General features: G+C 66.0%; 10 protein-coding genes and 2 rRNA genes (1 of these 12 cut by a window edge). 9 read left to right on the forward strand and 3 right to left on the reverse strand.

Features of this window, described 5'->3' with window-relative positions; all coding sequences use genetic code 11:
- The 6 genes from DTA22_RS27080 to DTA22_RS27105 all read left to right on the forward strand — a co-directional run.
- A 23S ribosomal RNA gene (locus tag DTA22_RS27080) occupies positions 1 to 2,706 on the forward strand; it begins 429 nt to the left of the window's first position.
- Positions 2,707 to 2,838: 132 nt separating this feature from the next.
- Positions 2,839 to 2,955: ribosomal RNA gene (gene rrf / locus DTA22_RS27085) — 5S ribosomal RNA — on the forward strand.
- Positions 2,956 to 3,618: 663 nt separating this feature from the next.
- The gene (locus tag DTA22_RS27090; protein WP_005248960.1) at positions 3,619 to 4,014 is read left to right on the forward strand and encodes a low affinity iron permease family protein; all 396 of its coding nucleotides are present in this window, start codon (positions 3,619 to 3,621) and stop codon (positions 4,012 to 4,014) included.
- Between the two features lie 81 nt (positions 4,015 to 4,095).
- Positions 4,096 to 5,649, forward strand: a complete 1,554-nt coding sequence (locus tag DTA22_RS27095) for a succinic semialdehyde dehydrogenase (protein ID WP_112301521.1) — start codon at positions 4,096 to 4,098, stop codon at positions 5,647 to 5,649.
- A gap of 2 nt (positions 5,650 to 5,651) precedes the next feature.
- Complete coding sequence (locus DTA22_RS27100; RefSeq protein ID WP_112301522.1) at positions 5,652 to 6,095, forward strand: SRPBCC family protein; 444 nt, start codon at positions 5,652 to 5,654, stop codon at positions 6,093 to 6,095.
- Between the two features lie 102 nt (positions 6,096 to 6,197).
- The gene (locus DTA22_RS27105; protein ID WP_112301523.1) at positions 6,198 to 7,142 is read left to right on the forward strand and encodes an alpha/beta hydrolase; all 945 of its coding nucleotides are present in this window, start codon (positions 6,198 to 6,200) and stop codon (positions 7,140 to 7,142) included.
- On the opposite strand, the gene DTA22_RS27110 is transcribed toward DTA22_RS27105, so the two are convergent.
- From DTA22_RS27110 to DTA22_RS27120, 3 genes are read right to left on the reverse strand one after another with little or no spacing between them, the layout of a single operon-like run.
- Entirely contained in the window at positions 7,139 to 8,698 is a 1,560-nt protein-coding gene (locus DTA22_RS27110; protein ID WP_112301524.1) for a long-chain-fatty-acid--CoA ligase, read from the reverse strand. The two genes, DTA22_RS27105 and DTA22_RS27110, sit on opposite strands and share 4 nt — an antisense overlap.
- A gap of 11 nt (positions 8,699 to 8,709) precedes the next feature.
- Positions 8,710 to 9,492, reverse strand: coding sequence for an enoyl-CoA hydratase (locus tag DTA22_RS27115; protein ID WP_112301525.1), 783 nt, complete (start codon positions 9,490 to 9,492; stop codon positions 8,710 to 8,712).
- A 12-nt stretch (positions 9,493 to 9,504) separates the two neighbouring features.
- Positions 9,505 to 10,476 (reverse strand): NADPH:quinone oxidoreductase family protein, encoded by a 972-nt coding sequence (locus DTA22_RS27120; RefSeq protein WP_112301526.1) that lies wholly within the window; start codon positions 10,474 to 10,476, stop codon positions 9,505 to 9,507.
- A 148-nt stretch (positions 10,477 to 10,624) separates the two neighbouring features.
- On the opposite strand from DTA22_RS27120, the gene DTA22_RS27125 reads away from it, so the two are divergent.
- The 3 genes from DTA22_RS27125 (at position 10,625) to DTA22_RS27135 (ending at position 13,508) form a co-directional block, all read left to right on the forward strand.
- Positions 10,625 to 11,425: a crotonase/enoyl-CoA hydratase family protein gene (locus tag DTA22_RS27125; protein WP_112301527.1), complete on the forward strand. Its 801-nt coding sequence runs from the start codon at positions 10,625 to 10,627 to the stop codon at positions 11,423 to 11,425.
- Positions 11,426 to 11,512: 87 nt separating this feature from the next.
- Entirely contained in the window at positions 11,513 to 12,706 is a 1,194-nt protein-coding gene (locus DTA22_RS27130) for a thiolase family protein (protein ID WP_112301528.1), read from the forward strand.
- 40 nt (positions 12,707 to 12,746) lie between these two features.
- Positions 12,747 to 13,508 carry a 3-hydroxyacyl-CoA dehydrogenase gene (locus DTA22_RS27135; RefSeq protein ID WP_005264856.1) on the forward strand — a complete coding sequence of 254 codons (762 nt, stop codon included), beginning with the start codon at positions 12,747 to 12,749 and terminating at the stop codon, positions 13,506 to 13,508.
- Position 13,509 lies beyond the last annotated feature (1 nt).

A 13,509-nucleotide genomic window follows, 5' to 3' on the forward strand; every position in this document is an offset into this window, starting at 1 on the left:
AACATGATGACTGTCGTGATGGAAACCCAAGTAGCACCGGGCCCGTGAAATCTGGTGTGAATCTGTCGGGACCACCCGATAAGCCTGAATACTCCCTGGTGACCGATAGCGGACTAGTACCGTGAGGGAAAGGTGAAAAGTACCCCGGGAGGGGAGTGAAATAGTACCTGAAACCGTGCGCTTACAATCCGTCAAAGCCTTCGAGCAGCTTGCTGCTGGGGGTGATGGCGTGCCTTTTGAAGAATGAGCCTGCGAGTTAGTGGCATGTCGCGAGGTTAACCCGTGTGGGGTAGCCGTAGCGAAAGCGAGTCCGAATAGGGCGTTGTAGTGGCATGTTCTAGACCCGAAGCGGAGTGATCTACCCATGGCCAGGTTGAAGCGACGGTAAGACGTCGTGGAGGACCGAACCCACTTAGGTTGAAAACTGAGGGGATGAGCTGTGGGTAGGGGTGAAAGGCCAATCAAACTCCGTGATAGCTGGTTCTCCCCGAAATGCATTTAGGTGCAGCGTCGCGTGTTTCTCACCGGAGGTAGAGCTACTGGATGGTCTAGGGGGCCCACAAGCTTACCGAAATCAGCCAAACTCCGAATGCCGGTGAGTGAGAGCGCGGCAGTGAGACTGCGGGCGATAAGGTTCGTAGTCGAGAGGGAAACAGCCCAGATCGCCAGCTAAGGTCCCTAAGCGTGTACTAAGTGGAAAAGGATGTGGGGTCGCGAAGACAACCAGGAGGTTGGCTTAGAAGCAGCCACCCTTGAAAGAGTGCGTAATAGCTCACTGGTCAAGTGATCCTGCGCCGACAATGTAGCGGGGCTCAAGTACACCACCGAAGCTGCGGCATTCACACAATGCACCCCCTTGATTCTGCGGAGTCTTGGGCAGTGGTGTGGATGGGTAGGGGAGCGTCGTGTGGCCATGGAAGCGGCGGGGTGACCCAGCCGTGGAGGCCACACGAGTGAGAATGCAGGCATGAGTAGCGAAAGACGAGTGAGAAACTCGTCCGCCGAATGACCAAGGGTTCCTGGGCCAGGTTAATCCGCCCAGGGTGAGTCGGGACCTAAGACGAGGCCGACAGGCGTAGCCGATGGACAACGGGTTGATATTCCCGTACCCGTGTGAACGCGCCCCTGGTGAATCAGTGATACTAACCATCCTGAAGCGTCCTTACGCCCCTTCGGGGGCCCTGGATGTGGATGCATGGGACCTGATCTGGTAGTAGCCAAGCGATGGGGTGACGCAGGAAGGTAGCTGAGCCAGTCAGTGGTAATACTGGTGTAAGCCTGTAGGGCGAATGGTAGGCAAATCCGCCATTCACACAGCCTGAGAGGTGACGCATAGCCGAATGAGGCGAATTCAGTGATCCTATGCTGCCGAGAAAAGCCTCTAGCGAGCTTTCACACGGCCCGTACCCCAAACCGACACAGGTGGTCAGGTAGAGAATACTAAGGCGATCGAGATAACTATGGTTAAGGAACTCGGCAAAATGCCCCCGTAACTTCGGGAGAAGGGGGGCCTCGTCCGGTGATCACTCTTGCAGTGTGAGCTGGGTGGGGCCGCAGAGACCAGTGAGAAGCGACTGTTTACTAAAAACACAGGTCCGTGCGAAGTCGTAAGACGATGTATACGGACTGACGCCTGCCCGGTGCTGGAAGGTTAAGAGGACCGGTTAGCCACTTCGGTGGCGAAGCTGAGAATTTAAGCCCCAGTAAACGGCGGTGGTAACTATAACCATCCTAAGGTAGCGAAATTCCTTGTCGGGTAAGTTCCGACCTGCACGAATGGCGTAACGACTTCTCAGCTGTCTCAACCATAGACTCGGCGAAATTGCATTACGAGTAAAGATGCTCGTTACGCGCGGCAGGACGAAAAGACCCCGGGACCTTCACTACAGCTTGGTATTGGTGTTCGGTTCGGTTTGTGTAGGATAGGTGGGAGACTGTGAAGCGCTCACGCCAGTGAGTGTGGAGTCGTTGTTGAAATACCACTCTGATCGTATTGGACCTCTAACCTCGGACCATGATCTGGTTCAGGGACAGTGCCTGGTGGGTAGTTTAACTGGGGCGGTTGCCTCCCAAAATGTAACGGAGGCGCCCAAAGGTTCCCTCAGCCTGGTTGGCAATCAGGTGTCGAGTGCAAGTGCACAAGGGAGCTTGACTGTGAGACTGACAGGTCGAGCAGGGACGAAAGTCGGGACTAGTGATCCGGCACCGGCAAGTGGAAGCGGTGTCGCTCAACGGATAAAAGGTACCCCGGGGATAACAGGCTGATCTTCCCCAAGAGTCCATATCGACGGGATGGTTTGGCACCTCGATGTCGGCTCGTCGCATCCTGGGGCTGGAGTAGGTCCCAAGGGTTGGGCTGTTCGCCCATTAAAGCGGCACGCGAGCTGGGTTTAGAACGTCGTGAGACAGTTCGGTCTCTATCCGCCGCGCGCGTTAGAAACTTGAGGAAGGCTGTCCCTAGTACGAGAGGACCGGGACGGACGAACCTCTGGTGTGCCAGTTGTTCCACCAGGAGCACCGCTGGTTAGCTACGTTCGGAAGGGATAACCGCTGAAAGCATCTAAGCGGGAAGCCTGTTCCAAGATGAGGTTTCTCACCCCCTCGAGGGGGTAAGGCCCCCGGCAGACCACCGGGTTGATAGGCCAGAACTGGAAGTCCGGTAACGGATGCAGGTGACTGGTACTAATAGGCCGAGGACTTACCACAAAGAAGCTACGCGTCCACTGTGCAGTATCTGAAACAACACACACGTTTCAGAACAGAAGAAAGAAGAACACCACCAACAACACTGGTTGTTGTGTGTCTTCGCTGATGTTCCGTGTGACAGTTTCATAGAGTTACGGCGGCCATAGCGGAGGGGAAACGCCCGGTCCCATTCCGAACCCGGAAGCTAAGCCCTCCAGCGCCGATGGTACTGCACCCGACAGGGTGTGGGAGAGTAGGACACCGCCGAACATCCGTTACCGAAAGCCCCCCAACCTTGTTGGGGGGCTTTCGGCATTCCTAGGCACGAACACCCGTGCCGCACATGCCTTTTCGCCCCGGCGCACCGCCGGCAGACGGTCAATCGGTCGGTCGATTCCGGCAGCCACCGCCAATCGCGTGAAGTCATGCCGACGCGTCGCGTGCACGAACCGGTACAGAGTGCCGGCGGAGGCTGCGTTGCTGGATTGCTCATCGGGGTAGGCGCTGGCCATGGCCGAACGGAAGGCGTCGCGGGTCGCGTCGACGACTTGAAGGTCACTCATCTCTTCCCAGCCGACGCGAACCGCTGGGCCAGGCAGACTTCCTGCGCCGGCGAGGCTACGGGGAGTCCCGCAACTTCAGGCACCGGCTTCACCCGACGCCGCTACGAGCGGCGGCGCACCAGCGGCACGCGCATCCGCGCACTTCGAGTAGTACGCACTGGTGCCGCAGCCTCCGGACCCCCGCACTCCACGATGAAACCGGGCGCGGCACTCGGCGGAACGGGGCTTGGTACTCGGCGGACCGCGCCGAGCGCGGCCCGGATGGCGCTCCACTGCGACGGCAGCTGAGTCGTCTCCCTCGGCACCGTCATCGAGGCGACTCGGGTGAAACGGGCATATCGGGAGTGGTGGCTGCGCCTAGACTCCGAAGATGGTGCGCAACGCGAAGGCTGCACGTCAGCAGCCCACCGATCAGCGTTCGGCGTTCGACAGGTTCGTCGAGCAGATCGAACTCCGGGTCAGCCAGGCGCCGTTCTTCGGGATCTGTGCGGGAGTCGTCGCGCTGTGGGTCGTCAGCATCCCGCTCTGGAAGGACCTCCACGAGTGGCAGATCGCCATCCACACCGCCGGTGCCGTCTTCACGTTGCTTCTCGTGGTTCTGCTCGAGAATGCCAGCCGCCGCGCCACGGAGGCTCTGCAGGAGAAACTGAATGTCATCGCCGAGGCGCTCGCCGCCCTGCTCGATTCCTCCGCCCAGGACAACCCGGAGCTGAAGAAGGCAGAGGAGAAGTTGCGGGAGGCCGTCGGGCTCGAAGACCGGCATTAGCCCATCCACCCCTGTGACTTGGCACACCAAGCAGGTAAGTTATGTGTAACCGCAAAAACTACTAACCAGTAGGGGTACGAAATGCCTGTTCCGACCGCCGCCACGTTCGCGCGGCTCGCCGACCTCATCGCCATCCCGGATGCGGCGGATCGCCCGACGCGGTCCGTCGTCGAGGCGTTCACGGGTAAGGAACTGGCCACCGTCCCGGTCGGTACCGCTCAGGACGCCAAGGACGCGATCGCACGCGCCCGGGTGGCGCAGAAGGAATGGGCCAAGCGTCCCGTCACCGAACGCGCCGCGATCTTCCACCGGTACCGCGACCTGGTGCTCGAGAACCGCGACGCCCTGATGGACATGGCTCAGGCCGAGACGGGCAAGTCCCGCGCCGCCGCGCAGGAGGAGATCCTCGACATCTCGATGACCGCCCGCCACTACGCGCGCGTCGCCCCCAAGCTGCTGCGTCCCCGCCGCATGTCCGGCATGTTGCCCGGTCTCACCAAGACGGTCGTGCGGTACCAGCCGAAGGGCGTCGTCGGCGTCATCTCGCCGTGGAACTACCCCATGACCCTCGCGGTGTCCGACGCCGTGGCCGCGCTCCTCGCCGGCAACGCCGTTGTCCTCAAGCCCGACAGCCAGACCCCGTACTGCGCGCTGGCCTGCGTCGACCTGCTGTACCAGGCGGGGCTGCCGCGCGACCTGTTCGCCGTCGTCCCCGGACCGGGCTCGGTGGTCGGCACCGCCCTCGTCGAGAACACCGAGTACCTGATGTTCACCGGGTCCTCGGCCACGGGTCAGCTCCTCGCCGAGCAGGCCGGTCGCCGTCTCATCGGCTTCTCCGCCGAACTCGGCGGCAAGAACCCGATGATCGTCACCGCAGGCGCGAACCTCCGTGAGGTCACCGACGCCGCCGTCCGCGCCTGCTACTCCAACTCCGGGCAGCTGTGCATCTCGATCGAGCGGATCTACGTCGAGGAGTCCATCGCACCCGAATTCACCCGGATGTTCGGGGAACGCGTCCGCAACATGAAGCTCGGCGCCGGCTACGACTTCGGCATCGAAATGGGCAGTCTCGTCTCCGAGGCGCAGGTCAAGGCCGTGTCCAGCCACGTCGACGACGCCGTCGTCAAGGGCGCCACCGTGGTCGCCGGCGGCAAGGCGCGCCCCGACCTCGGACCCCTGTTCTACGAGCCGACCGTTCTGACCGGTGTCCCCGAGGACGCCGAGTGCTACCGCGACGAGACGTTCGGACCGCTGGTCTCGATCTACCCCGTCGCCGACGTGGACGAGGCGATCGAACGCGCCAACGACACGGAGTACGGCCTGAACGCCAGCGTGTGGGCGGGAACCAAGGCGGAGGGCGAGGCCATCGCCGCACGGATCCACGCCGGAACCGTCAACGTCGACGAGGGTTACGCCCCGGCCTGGGGCAGCACCGGTGCGCCGATGGGCGGCATGGGAGTGTCCGGTGTCGGGCGCCGCCACGGCGACGACGGGCTCCTCAAGTACACCGAACCGCAGACCATCGCCACCACCCGCATCCTCAACCTCGGCGGTCCGCGGGGACTGTCACCGAAGGTGTGGGCCAAGATCATGCCGCCTTTCGTGAAGGCGCTGCAGTGGATTCCGGGCCGCTAGACGTGGACCGCGCGAGCATCCTGATCGACGTCCCGCCCGGCACGGTGTGGGACGTGGTGACCGACATGGAGGGCATGGGCCGGTTCAGCCCCGAGAACACCGGAGCGCGCTGGACGTCGGGCACGCCCGCGACGGTGGGGGCGCGGTTCGTCGGCGCCAACCGGCACGGACCGGTCCGCTGGAAGACGCACTGCACCGTCGTGGATGTGATTTCGGAACAAAAGTTTTCGTTCGAGGCGGACGAGCCGAAGGCGCGCTGGACGTATCACCTCGAACCCTCCGGTTCCGGCACGCTCGTCACCGAGACCCGGGAGATCTACGCGACTCCCGTGTGGTGGGTGCGGCTGGTGCAGAAGTCGAAGGTGCTGGGCAGCGACCGCGACCAACTGATGCAGGACGGGATGCGGCAGACCCTCGAGCGCATGAAAGTCGCCCTCGAGAGCTGATTTTCCACCCAGGGGTGCCGATTCTTCACCCTAGGGTGGCTGTCGCCGCCGCGCGCAGGGCCCGAGACTGAACGGTGTCCACACCTCTCGGAGGCGTCTCCCATGAATCCTCGGCCGACACCCGTCGAAGCTGGTCGGTCGTGCCCTGACGTCCGCCGTGAGGACGTATGGTTCTCCTCGCGGGGACAGCGCTGCGCCGCGTGGCTGTACCGGCGCCATTCCGAAACCCACACGGCAGCACCCTGTGTGGTGCTAGCGCACGGCTGGAGCGGGGTACGCGAACAGAGACTCGACGCGTTCGCGGAACGGTTCGCGGCCGCCGGAGTCACGGCGCTGGTGTTCGACTACCGCTACTTCGGCGCCAGCGAGGGCGAACCCCGCCAACTGCTCGACATCGACAGCCAACTCGACGACTGGGACAGCGCCGTCGCGTTCGTGCGCAGCCGTCCGGACATCGACCCCAGCCGGGTCGCGCTCTGGGGAACGTCACTGTCCGGCGGACTCGTCCTGACGGCGGCGGCGCGGGACCGGCGGGTGGCCGCGGTCGTGTCGCAGGTTCCGTACGTCGACGGTCTGACGAACCTTCCCCGACTCGGCATTGCCGGGCTCGGTCGCATGGCGGTCGCCTACCTGCGGGACCGGTATGCCCAGCTGCGGCACCGGCCGCCGTACATGTTCCCCGTCGTCGGGCCACCGGGCTCGTTCGCGGCCATGACCACACCCGACGCGGAGGCGGGATACCACGGGATGGATCCGCCCGATTCGACGTGGCGCAACGAAACACCGGGGCGGGTGGCGTTGCAGGCGGCGCTGTACCGGCCGACGAGGACGGTCGCGAAGATCGCCTGCCCCGTCTACTTCGCCATCGCCGACCACGACGTCGTCACGTTCACCCGCACCGCGCAGAAGGCCGCGGCCAAGACCCCGGGCGCCGAGGTGCACGTGTACCCGGGCGGTCATTTCGACCCCTACTTCGGCGAGCTCTTCGAGCGGGTGGTCGCGGACGAGACCGACTTCCTCGTCCGCCGTCTCCGTCCACCGCCCTAGCTACTCACCGCGCCGAACTGTTCGCGCAGAACACCTTTGACAACCTTGCCGCTGGCGTTGCGGGGCAGTTGGGGAAGGACCTCGACGAACTTGGGCCGCTTGTAGCGGGCGACCCGGCCGTCGAGCCAGTCCGCGAGGGCATCGACCTCGAGCGCCGCCCCGGCCCGCGGGACGACGACCGCGACAGGAACCTCACCCCAGCGCTCGTCGGGCCGCCCGATCACGGCGACGTCCAGGATGTCCGGGTGGGTGGCCAGGGCATTCTCGACCTCGGCGCAGTAGATGTTCTCCCCACCCGAGATGATCATGTCCTTCTTGCGGTCCACCACGTACACGAACCCGTCCGAGTCCACCCGCACGAGGTCGCCGGAGTGGAACCAGCCGCCGTCGAACGCGTCCGCGGTGGCCTCGGGGTTCCGCCAGTACCCCTCCATGAGTCCCGGCCCACGGTAGACGATCTCACCGATCTCGCCCTGCGCCACGTCGTTCATCGCCTCGTCGACCACGCGCATCGCCACGGTGTCGATCGGTTTCCCGACCGACCCGATCTTGCGCACGGCGTCCTTGCCGTCGAGCATGCACGTCACCGGGGACATCTCGGTCTGCCCGAAGAAGGCGACGATCGCGGCGTCGGGGAAGGCGCTGTACAAGCGGTCGAGGAGTGTCGGGGTGGCGGGCGCGGCTCCCCAGCCCAGCACTCGCAGGGCCAGATCCCGCCCCTCGGGGCCGGCGTCGTCGAGGATGGCCTGCCACTGGGTGGGCACCATGAACACGCTGGTCACACGCTCACGCTCGAGCGTGTCGAGTAGCTCGGTCGCATCGAACGCACCGGTCGGGTGGATCACGATGGTGGCGCCGATCAGCAGGAACGGCCCGACGCTGCCGAGGGCTGCGATGTGGAACAGCGGGGACGAGACCAGGTTGACCTCGGACTCGGTGTCGAACAGTCGCCATCCCCGGATGAGGGTCAGCGCCTGCGCCTGCAGATTGAGGTGCGACAGCACCGCGCCCTTCGGACGCCCGGTGGTGCCGGACGTGTACATGATGGCGGCGGGGGAGTCTTCCGCCACGTCCGCGATCGGGACGTCGGGATCGGCTGCGCGCACCTGCGTCTCGAGCGAGACGTCGTCGGAGGCGTCGCCGACCACGAGAACCGGCACGCTGTCGTCGACCTCCGCGGCGAGACCGGTGAGTGAATCCTCGACGACCACGACGGTGGCGTCGCTGTCGGCGACGATGAACCGCACCTCGCCGGGGCTGAGCCGGAAATTCACCGGGACCGCGATCGCACCCAGGCGAGTCGCGGCCAGCATCACCTCGAGGAACTCGGGGCGGTTGGTCAGCAGCAGCACGATGCGGTCGCCACGGCCGACACCGCGGGCGGCGAGGACCGCCGCGGTCCGCGCGCTGCGGTCCTCGAGCTCACGCCAGGTGGTCGAGGTGCCCCGGAACCGGAGCGCCACGGCATCGGGTTTCGCGAAGGCGTGCCGGGCAACATGATTGGCCCAGTGGATGCGCCGGGCGGCGAAGGGCTGAGCGTTCGTCGTCGCTGTCATCGGGGATGTCCTCAGCCGTGGCCGAACACGGCCGGTCGCTTCTCCAGGAACGCCGCGACGCCCTCCCGGAAGTCGGGGGCGGCGAGGAGGTCGAGCTGACCCGTGCGCTCGCGGGCGAACGCGTTGTCGAGTTCGACGAGGGTGGCGTCGTTGACCGCGTCCTTGGTGAAGTGGAACGCCTCCGACGGTCCGTCGGCGAGACGTCGCGCGAGGGCGTCGACGGTCGCGGCGAACTCGTCGTCGGGGTACACGTCGGCGATCAATCCGGCCGCGAGAGCCTCACGTGCAGGCAGTCGTTCGGCCAGAAGTGCCATCTTCAGTGCGCGGGCGCGGCCGATCGACGCGGCCACGAGTGCGGTGGCACCACCGTCCGGCATCAGGCCGACCTTCGTGAACGCGAGCAGGAAATAGCTCGACTCGGTGGCGATCGTGAGATCGCAGGCCAGGGCGAGGGAGACGCCGACGCCGGCGGCGGGACCGTTGACCGCGCCGATCACGGGCCGGGGGAACGTGCGAATCGTGGCCGCCGTCCGGTTTGCGGCGTCGATCGTCGCGGCCGACGGCGGACCGGACGTCGTCTCGCCACCCAGGTCCGCGCCCGTGCAGAACGCGCGGCCGGCGCCGGTGAGGACGGCGGCCCGGACCTCCGCGTCGCCCGCATGCTTGTCGAAAGCATCGCTGACGGCGTCCAGGGTTTCGGTGGTGACCGCGTTCATGCGAGCGGGACGGTCGAGGGTGACGCGGAGGACGCCGTCGTCGACGGTCGTGTCCACACCGGGAATGTCGGAGCTCATGGGGATCCTTTGTCAGGAAGGGCGGACGGAGAGTGCGATCTTGCCGGTGGCGGACCGGGTTTCGAGCGTCCGCAGTGCGTCGACGGCGTGCTCGAACGAGTAGACGGTGGGTTCGGTGATTCGAAGTGCCCCGGATTCGACGAGTGGGCTCAGGGCGGCCCACTGCCGGTTCGTGTAGCCGGGGTTGGTGCGCGCGTACTCGCCCCAGCCCGCGCCGAGTACCGAGATATTTCGCAGGAGAAGGCGATTGACCTTGACGGTGGGGATCTCGCCGCCGGTGAAGCCGAGGACGACGAGTCGCCCGTTGGGAGCGAGGCTGCGCAGGCTGTCGGTGAAACGGTCGCCGCCGACCGGGTCGAGGATGATGTCGACTCCGCGGCCTCCGGTGAGGTCGCGAACCCGGTCCTTCCAGCCGTCCACGAGGACGACGTGATCGGCGCGGTTCGCCTTCGCGATGCCGGCCTTCTCCTCGGTGCTGACCACGGCGATCGTCTCGAGCCCCAGCGCGGCCGCGACCTGCAGTGCGGCCACCCCGACACCGCCCGCGGCCCCGTGCACCAGCACGGTCTCACCGGTGCGGTAGCGGGCCCGCTCGTCGAGGGCGAAGTGCACGGTCAGGTAGTTCATCAGGAAGCCCGCCCCGGCTTCGAGCGACACCGAATCGGGCAGCGGGAACACCGAGTCCGGCTCCACCGCGACGGTCTGCTGCCACGCTCCGTCCGACGCGAGGACGGCCACCCGCTGTCCGGCCCGGAGGCCGCTGTCCGCCGGTGCGCTACGGACGACGCCCGCGCCCTCGACTCCGAGCACGAACGGCAGTTCGCGGACGATCTGGTAGCTGCCGGTGGTCTGCAGCAGGTCGGGAAACGAGACTCCGGCGGTGTGCAGGTCCACGACGACGAGGCCGGTTCCGTCGGGTTCGTCGATCTCGGCGAGCTGCACTCCGGCGGGGCCGGACGCGGTGGTCAATTGCTGGGCATACACGTGGTGATCTCCTCCGTCGGTCCCTGAATATCCATACCAGACGCAACTGAACGGGCGCTAGATAAATTCGACCATTGACCGTGTCGGTGACGCCGTGGTACTAACTTTAACGAGCGATCAGTAATCATGGCGAGGCGGAGGACGAGACGTGCCAGAACAGACGGAGACGACGGAGGCAGCCGCACTGTGGGAGCGGCGCGGAGGCATCGGCATCATCACGCTGAACCGCCCCGAAGCGCTCAATGCGGTGAACGGCGCGTTGTCGACCGCAGTGGGCAATCTGCTCGAGCAGGCCGAGAACGACCCCGACGTACGGGTGGTCGTCGTGACCGGGTCCGGCCGCGCGTTCTGCGCCGGCGCCGACCTCAAGGCCCTCTCCACGGGCGGGAACATCGCTGCGGAGGGTCACCCCGAATGGGGCTTCGCCGGATACGCGCAGCACTGGATCAGCAAGCCGACCATCGCCGCTGTCAACGGCTTCGCCCTCGGCGGCGGCACCGAACTGGTGCTCGCCAGTGACCTCGCTGTCGTGGACGAGGAAGCGAAACTCGGATTACCCGAGGTCAAGCGCGGACTGTTCGCCGCCGCCGGCGGCGTCATCCGCCTGCAGCAGCAGATCCCGAAGAAGGTCGCGCTGGAGATCGCGCTCACCGGCGAACCGATCACCGCGGCGCAGGGCAAGGAACTGGGCCTGGTCAACCGGGTCGCCCCGGCGGGCACCGCCCTCGACGTCGCGCTCGAACTCGCCGAGCAGATCGCCGCGAACGCTCCGCTGTCGGTGCGCGAATCGAAGGCCATGATCCACCGCACCGCAACCGAACCCGACTGGGGCGACCGGGCATGGGAGGCGAACAACGCCGCCATCGCCACCATCTTCACCAGCGCCGACGCCAAGGAAGGCCCGACGGCCTTCGCCGAGAAGCGCCAGCCGGTCTGGCAGGGCCGCTGACCCGTGAGTACTTGTTAACCGCGGGCGGTTAACAAGTACTCACGGGCGGCGCAGCCGCACACTCTCTCCTCCTCGAAAGGGAACATCATGACCAACGCTGTCATCGTGGACGTCGTCCGCCTCGCCTCCGGCAAGGGCAAGCCGGGCGGCGCGCTGTCCGGTACGCACCCGGTCGAATTGCTCGCGCACGTGCTGCGCAGCATCGTCGAACGCAACGGCATCGACCCCGCCCAGGTCGACGACGTCATCGGCGGCTGCGTCGGGCAGGCAGGCGAGCAGGCCCTCAACATCTCCCGGACCGCGGTGCTGTCGGCGGGATTCCCGGATTCGGTTCCGGCCACCACCGTCGACCGCCAGTGCGGCTCGAGCCAGCAGGCGGCGCACTTCGCCGCGCAGGGCGTGATCGCCGGTGCCTACGACATCGTGATCGCCTGCGGTGTGGAGTCGATGTCCCGTGTTCCGATGGGCACGACGACCATCGGTCAGGACGCGTCCGGCCCGGGTATCGCCGCCCGCTACCCCGAGGGACTCGTCAACCAGGGCATCTCCGCCGAACTGATCGCCGCCAAGTGGAAGTTCGACCGCGACACCCTCGACAGTTTCTCCGCGCAGTCGCACCAGCGTGCCGCCGACGCCTTGTCGAAGGGGTTGTTCGACAAGGAGATCGTCCCGATCTCGGTCACCAACGCTGCCGGTGAGACGGTGACGCACACCGCCGACGAGACCGTGCGCGCCTCCACCACCGCCGAGGGTCTGTCCGGGCTGAAGTCGTCGTTCTACTCCGAGAAGTACGCGGCCCGGTTCCCCGAGGCACAGTGGCACATCACGCCCGGGAACTCGTCGCCGCTGACCGACGGCGCGTCCGCGGCGCTGATCATGAGCGAGGAGATGGCCTCGAAGCTGGGCCTGACCCCGCGGGCACGGTTCCACTCGTTCGCCGTCGCCGGTGACGACCCGGTCTTCATGCTCACCGCGCCGATCCCGGCGACCAAGAAGATCCTCGCGAAGTCGGGGCTGAGCATCGACGACATCGACGCCTACGAGGTCAACGAGGCGTTCGCGCCGGTGCCGCTGGCGTGGGCGCACGAGTTCGGGGCCGACCCGGCCAAGCTCAACCCGTGGGGCGGCGCCATCGCGCTCGGGCACGCACTCGGTTCGTCGGGCACCCGCCTGCTGAGCACCCTGGTCAACAACCTCGAGGCCACCGGCGGACGCTACGGCCTGCAGACCATGTGTGAGGGCGCGGGCATGGCCAACGCCACCATCATCGAACGCATCTGACCCACTTCCCCGAAAAATCCTGCTTCCGAAAGGTATAGACATGATCGTCAACGACAGCGTCGCACTCGTCACCGGCGGTGCCTCGGGCCTCGGCCTGGCCACCACCAAGGCCCTGCTCGCCGACGGCGCCAGCGTCGTCATCATCGACCTGCCCTCGTCCAACGGTGAAACCGTCGCCAAGGAACTCGGCGACCGCGTGCGCTTCGCTGCCGGCGACGTCACCAGCGAGGCCGACGTGTCCGCCGCACTCGATGTCGCGGAGTCGCTCGGACCGCTGCGTGTCGCCGTGAACTGCGCCGGCATCGGCAACGCCATCAAGACCGTGAGCAAGAACGGCGCGTTCCCGCTGGCCGACTTCACCAAGATCGTCACCGTCAACCTGATCGGCACGTTCAACGTGATCCGCCTTGCTGCCGAGCGCATCTCGAAGAACGAGCCGATCGACGGCGAGCGCGGCGTCATCATCAACACCGCCTCCGTCGCCGCATACGAGGGCCAGATCGGTCAGGCCGCGTACTCCGCGTCCAAGGGCGGCGTCGTCGGCATGACCCTGCCGATCGCCCGCGACCTCGCGTCGCTGCTGATCCGCGTCAACACCATCGCGCCCGGCCTGTTCAAGACGCCGCTGCTCGGCTCCCTGCCGGAGGCGGCGCAGCAGTCGCTCGGCGGTCAGGTTCCGCACCCCTCGCGTCTCGGCGACCCGTCCGAGTACGGCGCGCTCGCCGCGCACATCGTCAGCAACCCGATGCTCAACGGCGAGACCATCCGTCTCGACGGCGCCATCCGCATGGCACCGCGCTGAT

Origin of the sequence: Rhodococcus wratislaviensis (assembly GCF_900455735.1) — a bacterium.
Classification (GTDB): domain Bacteria; phylum Actinomycetota; class Actinomycetes; order Mycobacteriales; family Mycobacteriaceae; genus Rhodococcus_F; species Rhodococcus_F wratislaviensis.